Origin of the sequence: Polaromonas sp., from assembly GCF_010365105.1 — a bacterium.
In the GTDB taxonomy this organism is placed as follows: domain Bacteria; phylum Pseudomonadota; class Gammaproteobacteria; order Burkholderiales; family Burkholderiaceae_C; genus Polaromonas.
On the sequence record NZ_JAAFGZ010000010.1, the window covers coordinates 75,366 to 92,450 of the forward strand.

9 protein-coding genes and 1 riboswitch are annotated in these 17,085 nt (G+C 63.2%); of the genes, 7 read left to right on the forward strand and 2 right to left on the reverse strand.

Features of this window, described 5'->3' with window-relative positions:
* Positions 1-266: 266 nt before the first annotated feature.
* On the reverse strand, positions 267-2,144 hold the full coding sequence (locus GZ092_RS08960; RefSeq protein ID WP_293636051.1) for a DUF294 nucleotidyltransferase-like domain-containing protein: 1,878 nt from the start codon (positions 2,142-2,144) through the stop codon (positions 267-269).
* A 166-nt stretch (positions 2,145-2,310) separates the two neighbouring features.
* Between GZ092_RS08960 and GZ092_RS08965 the strand changes: the two genes are divergently transcribed.
* The 5 genes from GZ092_RS08965 to GZ092_RS08985 all read left to right on the forward strand — a co-directional run bounded on the left by GZ092_RS08965 (position 2,311) and on the right by GZ092_RS08985 (position 13,375).
* Positions 2,311-2,961 carry a 2-hydroxychromene-2-carboxylate isomerase gene (locus GZ092_RS08965; protein ID WP_293636052.1) on the forward strand — a complete coding sequence of 217 codons (651 nt, stop codon included), beginning with the start codon at positions 2,311-2,313 and terminating at the stop codon, positions 2,959-2,961.
* A 181-nt stretch (positions 2,962-3,142) separates the two neighbouring features.
* Positions 3,143-4,804: an MFS transporter gene (locus GZ092_RS08970; protein WP_293636053.1), complete on the forward strand. Its 1,662-nt coding sequence runs from the start codon at positions 3,143-3,145 to the stop codon at positions 4,802-4,804.
* A gap of 325 nt (positions 4,805-5,129) precedes the next feature.
* Complete coding sequence (locus GZ092_RS08975; RefSeq protein WP_293636054.1) at positions 5,130-5,642, forward strand: hypothetical protein; 513 nt, start codon at positions 5,130-5,132, stop codon at positions 5,640-5,642.
* 386 nt (positions 5,643-6,028) lie between these two features.
* Positions 6,029-12,220, forward strand: a complete 6,192-nt coding sequence (gene uvrA / locus GZ092_RS08980; protein WP_293636055.1) for an excinuclease ABC subunit UvrA — start codon at positions 6,029-6,031, stop codon at positions 12,218-12,220.
* A gap of 177 nt (positions 12,221-12,397) precedes the next feature.
* The gene (locus GZ092_RS08985; RefSeq protein ID WP_293636056.1) at positions 12,398-13,375 is read left to right on the forward strand and encodes a tripartite tricarboxylate transporter substrate binding protein; all 978 of its coding nucleotides are present in this window, start codon (positions 12,398-12,400) and stop codon (positions 13,373-13,375) included.
* 16 nt (positions 13,376-13,391) lie between these two features.
* On the opposite strand, the gene GZ092_RS08990 is transcribed toward GZ092_RS08985, so the two are convergent.
* Positions 13,392-14,213: an HAD-IIB family hydrolase gene (locus GZ092_RS08990; protein WP_293636057.1), complete on the reverse strand. Its 822-nt coding sequence runs from the start codon at positions 14,211-14,213 to the stop codon at positions 13,392-13,394.
* A gap of 74 nt (positions 14,214-14,287) precedes the next feature.
* Positions 14,288-14,362: riboswitch (S-adenosyl-L-homocysteine riboswitch) on the forward strand.
* A 99-nt stretch (positions 14,363-14,461) separates the two neighbouring features.
* Between GZ092_RS08990 and ahcY the strand changes: the two genes are divergently transcribed.
* Entirely contained in the window at positions 14,462-15,898 is a 1,437-nt protein-coding gene (ahcY, locus tag GZ092_RS08995) for an adenosylhomocysteinase (protein ID WP_293636058.1), read from the forward strand.
* A 140-nt stretch (positions 15,899-16,038) separates the two neighbouring features.
* Positions 16,039-17,079: a TlyA family RNA methyltransferase gene (locus tag GZ092_RS09000; protein WP_293636059.1), complete on the forward strand. Its 1,041-nt coding sequence runs from the start codon at positions 16,039-16,041 to the stop codon at positions 17,077-17,079.
* The last annotated feature ends 6 nt before the right edge of the window (positions 17,080-17,085 follow it).

Below are 17,085 nucleotides of genomic sequence, written 5' to 3' on the forward strand. Positions count from 1 at the left end.
CTCCCGACCCCGGGCAACTTTCTTTGGTGACTTTCTTTTTTGCCCGAAAAGAAAGCTACCCCCCGCCGGGAAGGCGCTCACCCCTCAGACCACAGAAGAACCTACCCAAAGCCAAAGGCAGTCAACCAACAAAGCATCCATCAAACCGAAAGCGTTAATAATTACGAATTTATTGATGAAATATGTCGCTTGCGCAATATCAGCGTGCATAAGCAGCTATTTAATTCATAGCGCATCAGGCTCAAGGCCACCGATGGCGCAGCGACTCAGAAGCGTCCCGACTGGTAACGCTGTGCCAGCACGCCCTGCAGCGTCTGCACCACCAGAAAGGCGTCCTTCAGCTGACTGCGTTGAAAATTCGACAAGTCTTCAAGCGCCAGGAAATTGTCCGGCGCCTGCCCGCGCAGCGTCTGGCGCGACTGGTGGTCGATGCGCAGTTTGCTTAAAAACTCCAGCGCATGGCGCAAATCGCGCGCGCCCTGCAGGCTTACCTCGCCGGCCTCGGCCACCTGGGCCAGCCGGTCACTGGTGTTGACGGCCTGCAGGCCGCCAGCCAGCGCATACACCCGCGCGAGGTCCACGATGGGCACGATGGCGCTGTGCTTCAGGTCGATGGTGCGGGAGTTGTCGCCGCCGCGAATCAGCGCAATGTTGCCGAACAGGCCCAGCGGCGGCCGATGCTTCAGCGCATTGCTGACCATGTAGGCCAGAAACAGGCTGTTGCCCCGGGTGCGCTGCAATACGCCCTGGCGCAAGGTGTCGAGCAGTTCGGCCTTGCCGTGGATGGCGCGCTGGTCAAAGAACACGCAGGTCAGCATCAGCGACTTCGGTTCGGGCTGTTGCACCCACTGCTCGAAATACTGCATCCAGCGCCGGCGTGGCTGGCGCCAGGTGTCGGTCATGGCCATCATCTCGCCCGGGCAGTGGATGTAGCCGCAGGCTGCCAGGCCGTCGCAGACAAACCTGGAAAAGGTGCGGAAATAGTCGCCGTGCGCGGCTTCGTCGTAACGGTCGTCCAGCACCAGGCAGTTGTCCTGGTCGGACCTGGCGGTCTGTTCGCTGCGCGCCTGCGAGCCGGCCGCCACCCAGACATAGTCGATGGGTGCGGGGCCGAGTTTCGCCTCGGCCAGATGGATCAGACGCGTGGTCAGTGCATCGGTGATGGCGGTGACAATGTGGCCGGTGCTGTAGGCGCTGGCATTGGCGCCGGCCAGGTGCTGCTGCAGGCGCTGGATGCGCGTGCTGATCCGGGCCAGGCCTTCGACATCGGTCTGCTGGTGGATGTCGCCCACCAAGTACACCGCCGAGGTGCTGTGCTGCTCGGCCAGGTCGGTGGCGGTGAGTATGCCGGCCAGGCGCTGGCCGTCCATCACCGGCACATGGTGAATGTTGTGCCGCGCCATCAGCAGCAGCGCCTCGAAGGCGGGGCTTGCCGCGTCGAGCGTCAGCGGCACCAGCGTGGCAATGTCGGCCACCGGGCGGCCGGTGTCCAGGCCCTGGGCCAGCACGCGGTTGCGCAGGTCGCGGTCGGTGACAAGGCCGCACAACTGGCCGTTCTCGACCAGCAGCACCGACGACACGCGCTGCGACTGCATCAGCGCTGCGGCCGCGCGGATCGGGGTGGCTGGCGGCAAGGTGACGGCTTCGCGCCGGATCAGCAGGCGAATCGGCGTGCCCAGCAGGCCGGGTTCGCCGGCCTGTTCGGGCAGGGCCGGGCTGCCTGAAGGCGCTTCGCCGGAAAAGGCCGGCAGTGAAGGAAAGAAAACCACCAGTTCAGGCTGGTGCCGGCACAGCGCATTCAGGGCATCGGCCGGCAAAATGGCCAGCGAAACGTTGGTGGCGGCCACCGCCTGCCAGCTCGCCTGTTGAAAAACCGGCGTCACGCCAGCACCAAAGTAGTCGCCTGTCTGCAAGGCCACTGTCCAGCCCACATCCGTGTCCTGCAGGTTCACCGTGCCACTGACGACCAGCACCAGCTGATCCGGCACCTGGCCCTGCGCCAGCACCATGGCACCTGCGGCAAAACCGGTCCACTGGCAGTGGCTGGCCAGGGTCGCAAGTGCATCGTGCGGCACCTGCCGGAACACCCGGAGGTGTGACAGGAATTCCAGCGCAGGGAGCGCAGACACAGGGTTTTTTTTCATGGCAGGCCGGTGGAAAAAACGCAAAGCCGGGAGATGCTGCATTGTTGCAGGCCCACTGCCCGGGCGCACCTGGTGCATCTTGCGCCAGGTCAATGCAGGGCCAACGCCCCAGTGTGCCGGTGCCGGGCCTTGCCGCTATGCTTGATTCAGACAAGGACCTTCCGCCATGAAACACATCACGTTTTATCTCGACTTCATCTCGCCCTATGCCCACCTGGCGTTTGAAGCACTGCCCGACGCGCTGATGGGCGTGAGCTACCGCGTCAGCCATGTGCCAGTGCTGTTCGCCGGCCTGCTGAAGCACCATGGCCAGCTGGGGCCGGCCGAGATCGCCTCCAAGCGCGAATGGACCTACCGCCAGGTGCTGTGGCTGGCGCACAGCCGGGGCATTGCCCTGGAGATGCCCGCCAGCCATCCGTTCAATCCCCTGGCGCTGCTGCGGCTGGCGCTGGCCAGCAGTTCCGAGGCGACGCCGGGAGCGCCCAACCGCTATGTCTGCGAAACCATTTTTCGCCATGTCTGGCGCGGTGGCGCCGAAGCCGTCGATGCGCAGCGGCTGCAGGCGCTGGCGACGCAGCTTCGGCCACAGCACGATCCCGAAGGCGACGCCGTCAAGGCGCAGCTGAAGAGCAATACCGATGCCGCCATTGCACACGGCGTTTTCGGCGTGCCAACCTTCGCCGTTGACGACAAGCTTTTTTGGGGACTGGATGCGCTTCCCATGCTGCGCGCTTACCTGCTGGGCGACCCCTGGTTTGACGGGCCGGACTGGAACGGGGTGCATGCGGTTTCGTCAGCCATCACGCGTCGCCGCTAGGGTTTGTACCGACGAGCTTCACATGCTGAAAAATGTCTCCAGGGTTAGCCCTTGGCTTGTCAGACTGATGAAAGTCTCATGAAAGGTTTTGTTATTTTCACGTCAGACTTGTGACAGGCGTGTCCAAAATACTAACCCTAGCCTCCAGTTAGGAGGCATTTATTATTTTGGAGACAAGACAATGGCAACACCCGCAATTGACAACAGACCGATGTCATCGGAGCAAAGGCGAGTGATCTTCGCGTCTTCGCTGGGTACGGTTTTCGAGTGGTACGATTTTTATCTTTATGGCTCGCTGGCGGCCATCATTGCAAGGCAATTTTTCAGCGGACTGGACGCCGGTTCGGCCTTCATTTTTGCGCTGCTGGCCTTTGCCGCCGGCTTCATCGTCCGGCCTTTCGGCGCGCTGCTGTTCGGCCGACTGGGCGACATGATCGGCCGCAAATACACGTTTCTGGTCACCATCGTCATCATGGGCCTGTCCACCTTCATCGTCGGCCTGCTGCCCAACTATGCGTCCATCGGGGTTGCCGCGCCGGTCATCCTGATTGCCCTGCGCATGCTGCAGGGCCTGGCGCTGGGCGGCGAGTACGGCGGCGCGGCGGTGTATGTGGCCGAGCACGCGCCCCAGCACAAGCGCGGTGCCTATACCTCATGGATCCAGACCACGGCGACCATGGGCCTGTTCCTGAGCCTGATGGTCATTCTGGGCGTGCGAACCGCCGTCGGCGAAGCCGCGTTTGCCGACTGGGGCTGGCGCATTCCCTTCATTGTCTCGATCCTGCTGCTGGCGGTCTCGGTGTACATCCGTCTGTCGATGAACGAATCGCCCGCCTTCCAGAAAATGAAGGCGGAAGGCCGCACCTCCAAGGCGCCGCTGTCGGAGTCGTTTGGGCAGTGGAAAAACCTGAAAATCGTGATCCTGGCGCTGATCGGCCTGACCGCCGGCCAGGCCGTGGTCTGGTACTCGGGCCAGTTCTATGCCTTGTTTTTCCTGACGCAGGCGCTCAAGGTCGATGGCCCGACGGCCAACATCCTGGTGGCTTACTCGCTGATCCTGGGCACGCCTTTCTTTGTGATTTTCGGCATGCTGTCGGACAAGATCGGCCGCAAGCCCATCATCATGGCCGGCTGCCTGCTGGCTTCCTTGACCTACTTTCCGGTGTTCACCGCGCTGACCAAGGCTGCCAACCCCGACCTGGCCGCCGCACAGGCCGCCAACCAGGTGGTGGTGACAGCCGACGCGTCGGAATGCTCGTTCCAGTTCAACCCGACCGGCACCGCCAAGTTCACCAGTTCCTGCGACATTGCCAAACAGGTGCTGGCCGGCGCATCGGTGAGCTATGAAAACGCCGCCGGTGCGGCAGGCACGCCCGCGACCATCAAGATCGGCGGAACCGAGATCGCCAGCTATACCGCCAAGGGCCTGTCTGCTGAAGAAGCCAGGAAAAAAGACGCTGAATTCAAGAAGGCCGTGGCCGATGCCTTGAAAACTGCCGGTTACCCCAGCAAGGCCGACCCCGACAAGGTGGACAAGTTCACGGTGACCCTGATACTGTTCTATCTGGTGCTCTTGGTGACCATGGTCTATGGCCCGATTGCCGCCATGCTGGTGGAACTTTTCCCGACGCGCATCCGCTACACCTCCATGAGCCTGCCCTACCATATTGGCAATGGCTGGTTTGGCGGCTTGCTGCCGACCACTGCTTTTGCCATCGTGGCGCAAACCGGCAACATGTACAACGGCTTGTGGTATCCGATCATCATTGCCGGCATGACGTTTGTGGTTGGCACGCTGTTTGTGAAGGAAACCAAGGACGTTGACATCTATGCCAACGACTGACCAGGCGATTCGGCCGCCGGTGCTGGCGGGCTTCACGCCGGGATTTTTATAAATCCTCAAGGCTCCTGTCACATGACGGGAGCCTTTGTTTCATGCGTGCGGGCAGTCTGCAAAAGAAAAGCCGGTTGGCGCCACCTTGCCGCCCGCCATCACGGCAGGAAGTCCGCCCAACTGTGCGGATTAACCTGCATTGACAAGCAGGAAAATTTTCTGAAGATGTAAAAATCTTGTTGACAATGAAAAAAACAAAGAAATTCGTTCCCTAAAACAAACAATGACCGTCCGCAGTCAACAGGGCGGCCGGTAGTCGAAGAAAGTCCTGCCGATGATCTATTCAAAAACACCACTGGGTCAGTCTGCCCTGCAAAGCCGGTCGGTCCCGCTGACGCCACGCCAGCGCTCGGCCTTCATCCTGTTCGATGGAAAACGCGGAATCCATGAAGTCCTCAAAGCGACGGCCGGTCTGGGCATCACGCCCGACGATGTGAGCCATCTGGTGTCACTGGGACTGCTTGCGCCTTCAAGCTCTGCCGCTGCAACGCCGGTTCCGGGCGCAAATGCAGACAAAAACGGCGCAGATGTGCCAAATGTGCCGTCGTCGGCCGCGCTTTCTGTCAATGCCGACGGCCTGCCGACGGTCAGCGCCCAGGCCCATTATTCAAAGGCCTATCCCATTGCCGCGCGCCTGACGGCTGGCCTGGGCTTGCGCGGTTTCAGGCTCAACCTGGCCGTGGAGTCGGCTGGCAATCTCGACAAGCTCAAGGAACTCGCCCCCAGGATCCGCGAGGCAGTAGGGCCTGAAAAGTTTCTTGAGCTTGAAAACGCGCTGTATTACTGAGCCCGTTTTTCGCCAGCGCAGTCGCTTCTTCGCCTTGCTTCCTGCCAAACGAATCCGCAAAAGCCGGGCCAGTGCCAAAATGTCTTCGCGTCGGCCGTAAAACGAATTTTCAGCATTAAAAATGCCTTTTGCGCAGGCTGCACATGCATTGGAAGCTATTGAAAAAGTAGCAAAAATGGCAGATTTCCTGACGGGCACTGTTGCCCGTTAAACGGTTTTCATTCCAGCCGGCAGGCAGACCGGCCAGGCGTCCTGGGCGGCGCAGCCGGGTGTCGCCGCGCCACCGTGCACCATACAGATGCCATCGAGGGCCTTTGCACCTCCGGCCAGCCATCTGCAGGGGCTCTGCCTAGAATGTCCGACCTCTTCAGGAAAGACTTCTACCGATGCCCCAGGGAACCATCCGCATTCGCGGCGCGCGCCAGCACAACCTTAAAAATATCGATCTGGATATCCGTACCAATGAATTGACGGTGGTCACCGGCCCCAGCGGTTCTGGCAAGTCCAGCCTGGTGTTCGACACGCTGTTTGCCGAAGGCCAGCGCCGCTATGTGGAAACCTTCTCGGCCTATGCGCGGCAGTTTCTCGACCGCATGGACAAGCCGGCGGTGGACAAGGTCGAAGGCGTGCCGCCGGCGATTGCCATCGACCAGACCAATCCGGTGCGCTCGTCGCGCTCGACCGTCGGCACCATGACGGAACTCAACGATCATTTGAAGCTGCTCTACGCCCGCGCCGCGCAATTGTTCGACCGGCAGACCGCGCAGGCGGTGCGGCACGACACGCCCGAATCGATCTACGCCGAACTGATGGCGCGCACCGAAGGCAGCGACCCGCGCGTCATCATGACTTTCCCGGTCGAGCTGCCCGGCAACACCAGCGCCGAAGAGGTCGAACAGTGGCTGTCGGCCAGCGGCTTCACCCGTGTCCATGCGGAACGGGAAGTCGCCACGCCCGCCGGGCCGCACAAGCTGCTTGACGTGGTGGCCGACCGCTTTCGCCTGCACATCACCGAGAAAATCCGCGCCATCGAGGCGATTGAAACGGCGTTGAAACGCGGTGGTCGGCTGAATGTCTATGTCCAAAAGGGTGAAGAAAGTGCCACTGAAGAAATGTGGAGGTTTTCGACGGGTTTGCATTGTCCGGAAAGCGACCTGCGCTACACCGAGCCCACGCCGTCACTGTTTTCCTTCAATTCGGCGATGGGTGCTTGCGAAACCTGCAAGGGCTTTGGCCGGGTGATTGGCGTTGATTACGGGCTCGTCATTCCAAACGACAAGCTCACGCTGCGCGCCGGTGCCATCAAGGTCATGCAGACGCCGGCCTGGAAGGAAGCGCAAGACGACCTGATGCGCCATGCCGAGGCCGAAGGCATTCCGCGCGACACGCCCTGGTACAAGCTCACGCCCGAGCAGCAGGCCTGGGTCATCAACGGCTCGCCGCACTGGAAGGGCAAATGGGAAAAGCACTGGTTCGGCATCAAGCGCTTTTTTGCCTACCTGGAAAGCAAGGCCTACAAGATGCACATCCGGGTGCTGCTGTCCAAGTACCGCAGCTACACCACCTGCGAGACCTGCGGCGGCGCGCGCCTCAAGCTCGAATCGCTGCAATGGCGGCTCGGCACGAAAGAAGCCGCCGACGCGGTGTTGCCGCCCGCCGAGCGCTTCATGCCGGTCGGCGTGCAATGGACGCGCGCGCAACTCGAAGCCATGCCGGGGCTGTGCCTGCATGACCTGATGCGGCTGCCGATTGACCGGCTGCAAAAATTCTCCGGCAGCCTGTCGCTGACCGCCGAGGACATGGATGCCGAGCAAAAAGCGCTCAAGTCGCTGTTCGAGGAAATCCAGACCCGGCTGAAATACCTTTGCGACGTCGGCATTGGCTACCTGACGCTGGACCGCCAGAGCCGCACGCTGTCGGGCGGCGAGGTGCAGCGCATCAACCTGACGACCGCGCTCGGTACCTCGCTGGTGAACACGCTGTTTGTGCTCGACGAGCCGTCCATCGGCCTGCATCCGCGCGACATGAACCGCATCACGCAGGCGATGCGCCGGCTGGTGGACGCCGGCAACACGCTGGTCGTGGTTGAGCACGACCCGGCGGTCATGCTGGCCGCCGACCGCATGATCGACATGGGACCGGGACCGGGCGAGCGCGGCGGCCAGATCGTCTTTGACGGCCCTCCCGAGGATGTCCGGCATGCCGATACGCTGACCGGCGCCTACCTGGGCGGTCGAAAGCACGTCGGCATGGGCTTGAAGCGCGCCGTGACAGACAGCACGCCACGCCTGATTCTGGAAGGCGCACGCGACCACAACCTGAAGAATTTGACGATCGAGTTTCCGCTGCAGCGCCTGGTGTGCGTGACCGGCGTCAGCGGCTCCGGAAAATCGACGCTGATGCAGGACATCGTCGCGCCTGCGCTGCTGCGCCAGTTCGGCAAGGCGACCGAAACGCCGGGCCTGCATGACCGACTGCTGGGCGCCGACCACCTGACGGATGTGGTGTTTGTTGACCAGTCGCCGATTGGCAAGACCGCGCGTTCCAACCCGGCCAGTTATGTGGGCGCGTGGGACGCCGTGCGCGAGCTGTTTGCGCAGTCGCCGCTGTCCCGGCAACGCAGCTACACCGCGTCCAAGTTCAGCTTCAACAACGGCGACGGCCGCTGCCCGACCTGCGGCGGCTCGGGCTTCGAGCATGTCGAGATGCAGTTCCTGAGCGACGTGTACCTGCGCTGCCCCGACTGCGACGGCAAGCGTTACCGGCCCGAAATCCTCGAAGTCACCATCGAGCGAAAAGCCATTGGCCAACTGATGCCCCGGCTGCTGAATGTGGCCGATGTGCTCGACCTGACGGTCAGCGAGGCGGTGCAGCTGTTTGCACAAGACCGCGAAGTCATACGCGCCCTGCAGCCCATCGTTGATGTGGGGCTGGAATACGTCAAGCTCGGCCAGCCCGTGCCCACGCTGTCGGGCGGCGAAGCCCAGCGGCTCAAGCTCGCCGGCTTCCTGGCTGGCGCCAGCAAGTCGGCGGCCAAACCCAGCCTGAGCCGGCAGGGGCTGGCGCTGATGCGGCCGTATCGCGGCACGCTGTTTTTGTTCGACGAGCCGACCACCGGCCTGCATTTCGATGACATTGCCAAGCTCATGCGCGCACTGCGCCGGCTGCTGGAGGCTGGCCATTCGCTGATCGTCATCGAGCACAACCTGGACGTGATCCGCTCGGCCGACTGGCTGATCGACCTGGGTCCTGAAGGCGGCGAGAACGGCGGCCTGCTGGTCGCCGAAGGGCCACCCGAAATCGTTCGCCAGCATCCCACCTCGCACACCGCGCTGGCGTTGCGCGAGTACGAACTGACCATGAACCAGACGCACCAGGTCGAGGAACAGCGTCCCCGGGCGTGGAAGGCACGGCCGGCGTTTTCCAACCTGATCCAGATCGTCAACGCCAAGGAAAACAACCTGAAAAGCCTGTCGGTTGATATTCCGCGCGGCAAGTTCAATGTGGTGACCGGGGTCAGCGGCTCGGGCAAATCGACATTGGCGTTCGACATCCTGTTCAACGAAGGCCAGCGCCGCTATCTGGAGTCGCTGAACGCCTACGCCCGCAGCATCGTGCAGCCGGCCGGCCGGCCCGAGGTCGATGCGGTGTACGGCATTCCGCCGACCGTGGCGATCGAGCAGCGCCTGTCGCGCGGCGGGCGCAAGTCCACCGTCGGCACAACCACCGAGGTCTGGCACTTTTTGCGGCTGCTCTACGTCAAGCTCGGCATCCAGCATTGCGTGAAGGATGGCGCGGCGGTCATGCCGCAGAGCCCCGAGAGCATTGCCGCGCAGTTGCTGAAACATTACCGCGGCCAGCACATCGGCCTGCTGGCCCCCTTGGTGATGAACCGCAAAGGCGTTTACACCGAACTGGCCGACTGGGCGCGGCCGCGCGGCTACACGCACTTGCGCGTCGATGGCGAATTTCTGCCGACGACGAAGTTTCCGCGCATCGACCGCTTCAAGGAACACACGGTCGAGCTGCCGATTGCCGACATTCATGTCACGCCCGACAACGAGGCCGAACTGCGCGCCTTCCTGGCCAGCGCGCTGGAGCACGGCAAGGGCGTGGTGCATGTGCTGGCACCGCTCGACGGGCTGGCGGACGCGATGCAGTCAGGCAGCAGCACGCAGAAAATTGGCCGCATCGACGCTTTTTCGACGCGACGCGCCTGCCCGGTCTGCTCGACCTCTTATCCGGAACTCGACCCGCGCCTGTTCAGCTATAACAGCAAGCACGGCTGGTGCCCGGACTGCGTCGGCACCGGCGTCAAGCTGACGAAAGACCAGCGCCAGGCCTTTGACGATTCGGTGCTGAACACCGACGAGAACAAGGGTCGCGAACAGACCTTCGGCGAGCCGGAGATCGACGACGTGCTAGATGCCGTTTGCCCGGGATGTGCCGGCACGCGGCTCAACGCCACGGCGCGCGCTGTCCTGTTCGGCGCGGGGGCAGTCCCTCACCCCAGCCCTCTCCCCAAAGGGGCGAGGGAGCAAGAGGCCGCGCGTGAATCAGGAGGCGCGAATGAACAACAAGGGATGAAGGCAAATGAAGGCGCAAGCGGGAAAAAAGCCAAAACAGTAGCGCAGGCGATACCCGATTTACTCCCTCTCCCTCAGGGAGAGGGCAGGGGTGAGGGCAGCGCGCTTCGCCCAATCGAAGGCTGGTCGATCACCGCCATTGCCCGTCTGAGCGTGACAGACATCCGCGCCTGGGTGGACACGCTGGCGCTGACGGGCCGCGAAGCCGGCATTGCCCGCGATCTGATCCCCGAGATCAAGAGCCGGCTCGAATTCCTCGAAGACGTCGGACTGGGCTACCTCACGCTCGACCGGGGTGCGCCCACGCTGTCGGGCGGCGAGGCACAGCGCATCCGGCTGGCCGCGCAGCTGGGCTCGAACCTGCAGGGCGTCTGCTACGTGCTCGACGAGCCGACGATCGGCCTGCATCCGCGCGACAACCAGATTTTGCTGGGCGCTTTAAGCAAGCTCAGCGAGCGCGGCAACACGCTGGTGGTGGTCGAGCATGACGAAGACACGATTCGCCGCGCCGACAACATCATCGACATCGGCCCCGGTGCGGGCAAGCGCGGCGGCACGCTGGTGGCGCAAGGCACGGCGGCGCAGATATCTGCCGTGCCCGAGTCGCTGACCGGGCGCTATCTGGCGAATCCCTTGATTCATCCGCTGCATGCGCGGCGCGTGACGAAGCTGCCCCTCACCCCAGCCCTCTCCCCGGAGGGGCGAGGGAGCGAAACGGACAACTCCGCCACCGCTGTCGAGCACCGCCCCGACTTACTCCCTCTCCCTCAGGGAGAGGGCAGGGGTGAGGGCTCCCCGCCCCCAACCAAACCCGTCAGCAAAGCCAAGCAAGCGGCCCTGAAAGCGGCAGCCCTCAAAGCCGCAGCCGCCACAGCCAGCGTCCTGCACAACGCCGCGCCCACCGCCGCCAGCGAATACACCTCGTGGCTGAAAGTCGAAAACGCCAGCCTGCACAACCTTCAAGCCGTCTCGGTCGATGTCCCGCTGTACCGGCTGGTCGCCGTCACCGGCGTCTCGGGCTCGGGCAAATCCACACTGGCGCGCGACGTGCTGCTGACCAACGTCCACGCCGCTGTCGCGCTGCGCTCGACCAAGGCCGGCCGCGAAGCCGACGATGCCGGAAAACACCCGGCCTGGACCGGCTGCGAGCGCATCGAAGGCTACCGCGTCGTGGACCGCGTGCTGGAGGTCGACCAGACGCCCATCGGCAAAACCCCGCGTTCCTGCCCGGCAACCTACATCGGCTTCTGGGACACGGTGCGCAAGCTGTTTGCCGACACACTGGAAGCGCGCGCACGCGGCTACGCAGCCGGGCGCTTTTCCTTCAACACCGGCGAAGGCCGCTGCCCGACCTGCGAAGGCGCGGGCGTGCGCACCATCGGCATGAGCTTTTTGCCTGACGTGAAAGTGCTGTGCGAAACCTGCCACGGCGCGCGCTTCAACCCGGAAACGCTGGCTGTTACCTGGCGCGGCAAAAGTATCGGCGACGTGCTGAAGATGGAAGTCGATGAAGCGGTGGATTTCTTCGCCGCCATGCCCGCCATCGGCCACCCGCTGCAACTGCTGAAAGATGTGGGCCTCGGCTACCTCACGCTCGGCCAGCCGTCGCCCACGCTGTCGGGCGGCGAGGCGCAGCGCATCAAGCTCGTCACCGAACTCAGCAAGGTACGCGACGACATCACAAGGCGCGGCCAGAAAGCGCCGCACACGCTGTATGTGCTCGACGAGCCGACGGTCGGCCTGCATATGGCCGATGTCGAAAAGCTGATCCATGTGCTGCACCGGCTGGTGAACGGCGGCCACAGCGTGATCGTCATCGAGCACGACCTGGACGTGATCGCCGAAGCCGACTGGGTGATCGACCTGGGGCCGGACGGCGGCAATGCCGGTGGCAGCGTGGTGGCTTCCGCGCCGCCCGAGGCCGTGGTGGCGCTCGGAACGCCGACCGGCAAGGCGCTGGCGAGTGTGCTGGCGCGGATTATGAAAACTTGACTGCTATTAAATAAATAGCTGCTTGCGCCCGTGCAGACTGCGAAAAAGCCCTGAAAGGCTTGTAAAACCAGATGACGCCATGGCGACAGCGCTTCAGGTGTTGCCCTGATGTGCCCGGGGCCGGGGCGGCGCATCATGGGGTTTTGCCAACCGCCAGACTTTTCAGGAGACGCTTCCATGCAACGCCGCCAACTGCTCCAATCCGCCGCCGCCCTGGCCGTTCCCGCACTGGGTTCGCTGGGCACTGCCTTCGCCCAGGCCCAGGGCTTTCCGGTCCGGCCGATCAAGCTCATCGTCGCCTTTCCGGCCGGCGGTCCGACCGACATCACCATGCGCTCGCTTGCTGACAACGCGTCGAAAATCCTCGGCCAGCCGGTCATCATCGACAACAAGCCCGGCGCCGGCGGCACGCTGCCGGCGCAGCAATTGCAATCCTCGCCGGCCGACGGCTACACGCTGGCGCAGATTCCGCTGGGCGTGTTCCGCCTGCCCTACACCACCAAGATCAACTGGGACCCGGTCAAGGACATCACCTATGTGCTCAACCTCACCGGCTATGCCTTCGGCATCGTCGTGCCGGCCGACTCGCCGTTCAAGACCTGGGCCGACTTTGTCGCCTATGCCAAGGCCCATCCGGGTGAACTGACCTACGGCTCGACCGGCACGCTGACCAGTCCGCACCTGACCACCGAGCTGATCGCGCAAAAGGCCGGCATCAAGCTGCTGCACATTCCCTACAAGGGCAGCGCCGACCTGATGCTGGCGGTGGTCAGCGGCCAGCTGATGGCGGCGGCTGACAGCACCGGCTTTGCGCCGCAGGTGGAAGCCGGCAAGCTGCGGGTGCTGAACACCTGGGGCGAGAAGCGGCTGGACAAGTTTCCGAATGCGCCGACGCTCAAGGAACTGGGCTACGACATCGTGCAGAACTCACCCTTCGGCATCGGCGCGCCCAAAGGCACGCCACCCGATGTGGTCAGGCGGCTGCACGATGCGTTCAAGAAAGCCATGGAAGAACCCAGCTACGCGAGCGCGCTGGGCCGCTACGACATGCTGCCCAACTACATGAGCACAGCCGACTATGGCAAATTTGCCCAGGAAACCTTCCTGAAGGAAAAAGCGCTGGTCGAAAAGCTGGGGCTGGGCAAGCCGTCCTGACGCGTCAGCCCGACCTTTAAACGGCGCGTGCCGCCAGCACGGCGGCGGCCACTTCGGCAAAGCCTGCTCCGCGCTCGCCTTGGGTGATATAGCGCGGCAGGTGGCCCAGTTGCGCTTCAAAGCGCCGCACATTGGCCACGCCGATGCTGTTGCCAAAGGCCTCGAACATCAGCTGGTCGTTGGTCGAGTCGCCGACGTAAACCCAGCGGTCCATTTCGGCTTCAAGGTCGCGTCCCAGCAGTTTGCGAACGATCCAGCGCGCGCCCTGCAGCTTGTTGTGGCTGCCGAACCAGCCGTTGATGTGGATCGAGCTGACGCTGGCGTTCATGCCTTCGCTGTGCATGATGCGCACCACGTCCGCAATCTGCGCGGGGCCCAGGTGCGCGAATTCGCTGTGGTCGATGGCGATGTCGGTTTCTCGCCCGGACGAATCGGTGGCACGGCGTGCGCCCGGCAGTTCGTGCTCGATGCGCGCCAGCACCGTCTGCAGGCGCGCCTGGTTGCCGGCGCGGGTCTGGGTATCCAGCTGGTATCTTTTTGATAGCGGCATATGCAATCCGGACGTGCGCAAAAAGCCTTTTTTGCTTGGAATAAGGGCCACAGCGCCGTTTTCAGCCACGATGGCATCGACCGGCCAGTCCCGCGCAAACGGCTCGCTCCAGCCCACCGGCCGGCCGGTGATGGCGATCAGGTCCAGGCCGGCGGCTTTCAGCGCGGCCAGAGCGTCCAGCGCGTCGGGCGTGATGGCGCCTTCAGTGGTCAGGGTGTCGTCGATGTCGGTGAAAACGCCGGCGATGCGGCGTCGGGCGGCCAGCGGCCAGTCGTGAAGGGGATGCATCGCAAAATTCTCGCATGCGCAGGGCATGCTTTTGGGCGCAGGCCGGCTTGGGTCTCGTTCTGTACAATGCATGCTCTCCTGAGGAGCGTTGCAACCCACGGCATGTGGTCTAGGCTCAGGACTTTCTCTTGCAACCACGCTCACCCGCATGTGCCTTGATGCCGGGTGAGTGAATTCCACACTTCCCTGTCAGGCCATGCGGTCGTGGCCATTTTGCCCGCTTGACCCTGATGTTGGAGATTCCCCAAATGAACGCCGTATTGAAGACCATCCTGAACACCGACCACATCATTGCCGACCTGACGCTGGCCGCCTGGGGCCGCAAGGAGTTGAAGATCGCCGAAACCGAAATGCCCGGCCTGATGGCGATCCGCCAGGAATTCGCCGCTGCCCAGCCGCTCAAGGGCGCGCGCATCACCGGCTCGCTGCACATGACCATCCAGACCGGCGTGCTGATCGAAACGCTGCAGGCGCTGGGCGCCGAAGTGCGCTGGGCGTCGTGCAACATCTTCTCGACGCAGGACCATGCCGCCGCTGCGATTGCCGCCGAAGGCACGCCGGTGTTTGCCGTCAAGGGCGAAACCCTGGCCGACTACTGGGACTACACGCACCGCATTTTCGAGTTCACCGGCCACAAGGGCACGCCCGAGGAAGGCCCGAACATGATCCTGGACGACGGCGGCGACGCTACGCTCTTGATGCACCTGGGCACCCAGGCCGAGACCGATGCCAGCCTGCTGGAATACCCCGGCAGCGAGGAAGAAACCTGCCTGTTCAACGCCATCAAGGCCAAGCTGGCGCAAGACCCGACCTGGTACAGCCGCCGCCTGGCCAACATCATCGGCGTGACCGAGGAAACCACCACCGGCGTGTTGCGCCTGAACGAAATGTCGGTCAAGGGTACGCTGGCGTTTCGCGCCATCAACGTCAACGACTCGGTCACCAAGTCCAAGTTCGACAACCTCTACGGCTGCCGCGAGTCGCTGGTCGATGCCATCAAGCGCGCCACCGACGTGATGATTGCCGGCAAGGTCGCCCTGGTCGCCGGTTACGGCGACGTCGGCAAGGGCTCGGCCCAGGCGCTGCGCGCATTGAGTGCCCAGGTCTGGGTCACCGAGATCGACCCGATCAACGCGCTGCAAGCCGCCATGGAAGGCTACAAGGTCGTGACCATGGAATACGCCGCCGACAAGTGCGACATCTTCGTGTCCGCCACCGGCAACAAGAACGTCATCACCTATGAGCACATGGCGGCCATGAAGGACCAGGCCATCGTCTGCAACATCGGTCATTTCGACAACGAGATCGACGTGGCGGCGCTGGAAAAATGCACCTGGGAAGAGATCAAGCCGCAGGTGGACCATGTGATCTTCCCGGACGGCAAGCGCATCATTTTGCTGGCCAAGGGCCGGCTGGTGAACCTGGGCTGCGGCACCGGCCACCCGAGCTTCGTGATGTCGTCGAGCTTTGCCAACCAGACGATTGCGCAGATCGAGCTGTTCACCAAGCAGGCAGAATACGACGCCGGCAAGGTCTATGTATTGCCCAAGCACCTCGATGAAAAGGTCGCCCGCCTGCACCTTAAAAAGGTCGGCGCGATGCTCTCCGAACTGAGCGACGAGCAGGCCGCGTACATTGGCGTGTCCAAGGCGGGTCCTTACAAGTCCAACACCTACCGGTATTGAGATGCTTGGCGGCCCCTGCATTCCGATGCAGGGGCATTTTTAAGCCAGATTGGCCTTTGGCGCATGCCGTGCTTGCGCTGGCAGCTATCAAAATGATAGTTTTATTTCACTGTACGCAACCTTGACGTTGCCCGAACCTTATGCGCGCTGATCTATTTCTTGTCGAACACGGCCATGCCACCACCCGTTCCCAGGCCCAGCGCCTGATCGCCTCTGGCGTCCACTGGCGGGTTGACGAAGCGGTGGCGTGGAAAAAAATTGCCAAGAACGGCGACGAGATTCCGGCTGCTGCCGAACTCCAGCTGCTCGACACCACCGAGGCGAAATACATCTCGCGCGGCGGCCTCAAGCTCGAAGGCGCACTGAAGGCGACCGGCCTGGACGTGACCGGCCTGCGCTGCCTCGACATCGGCCAGTCCACCGGTGGCTTCACCGACTGCCTGCTGCAGCACGGCGCTGCGCAGGTTGTGGGCGTCGATGTTGGTCACGGCCAGTTGCACGACAGCCTGCGCAGCGACGAGCGCGTGGTCTGTATTGAGGGCGTGAATGCGCGTTCATTGACCGCCGACGAGCTGACCGAGCATTACCGCCGCGCCCTGCATGGCAGCAGCCTGGAGGACGACACGTTTGCCGATGTCGAGGAAGACGGCTACAGCGACCAGGACATGGACGGGTTCGATCCGGTGTTCGACTTCCTGACCGGCGACCTGTCCTTCATCTCGCTGACGCTGGTGCTGCCCGCCGTGGCGCGACTGCTCAAGGCCGACGGCCAGTTGTTGATGCTGGTCAAGCCGCAGTTCGAGCTGCAGCCCGGCCAGATCGGCAAGGGCGGCATCGTGCGCGACGCGGCGCATTTCGAGTTTGTGGAAAAGCGCCTGCGTGACGCCTGCTCCGCGCTGGGGCTGGAGGTCAAGGACTGGCTGGCGTCGCCGATTGCCGGCGGCGACGGCAACCGCGAATTCTTCATCCATGCCCAGAAGGGCCACGAAGTGCAGGGCGAAGACCAGCCACTGGCCGCCGCGCCGAAACGACAAGTCGCCAAGCGCGTGTCGCGCAGCGAAATGCGCGCCTCCCGCGAGCCGCATGAAGACTCCGAAGCGGCCGAGGCCGCGCATGCCGGCCAGCATGGTCCGGCCAAGCGGCGCGGCAAGAAAGCCGACGACAACGACTCCAGCGACTAGAAAGCC

Excerpts from the sequence above, each read along its gene's own strand:
- GZ092_RS08960 (WP_293636051.1), bottom strand. The coding sequence starts at position 2,144 with ATGAAAAAAAACCCTGTGTCTGCGCTCCCTGCGCTGGAATTCCTGTCA.
- GZ092_RS08965 (WP_293636052.1), top strand. The coding sequence starts at position 2,311 with ATGAAACACATCACGTTTTATCTCGACTTCATCTCGCCCTATGCCCAC.
- GZ092_RS08970 (WP_293636053.1), top strand. The coding sequence starts at position 3,143 with ATGGCAACACCCGCAATTGACAACAGACCGATGTCATCGGAGCAAAGG.
- GZ092_RS08975 (WP_293636054.1), top strand. The coding sequence starts at position 5,130 with ATGATCTATTCAAAAACACCACTGGGTCAGTCTGCCCTGCAAAGCCGG.
- uvrA (WP_293636055.1), top strand. The coding sequence starts at position 6,029 with ATGCCCCAGGGAACCATCCGCATTCGCGGCGCGCGCCAGCACAACCTT.
- GZ092_RS08985 (WP_293636056.1), top strand. The coding sequence starts at position 12,398 with ATGCAACGCCGCCAACTGCTCCAATCCGCCGCCGCCCTGGCCGTTCCC.
- GZ092_RS08990 (WP_293636057.1), bottom strand. The coding sequence starts at position 14,213 with ATGCATCCCCTTCACGACTGGCCGCTGGCCGCCCGACGCCGCATCGCC.
- ahcY (WP_293636058.1), top strand. The coding sequence starts at position 14,462 with ATGAACGCCGTATTGAAGACCATCCTGAACACCGACCACATCATTGCC.
- GZ092_RS09000 (WP_293636059.1), top strand. The coding sequence starts at position 16,039 with ATGCGCGCTGATCTATTTCTTGTCGAACACGGCCATGCCACCACCCGT.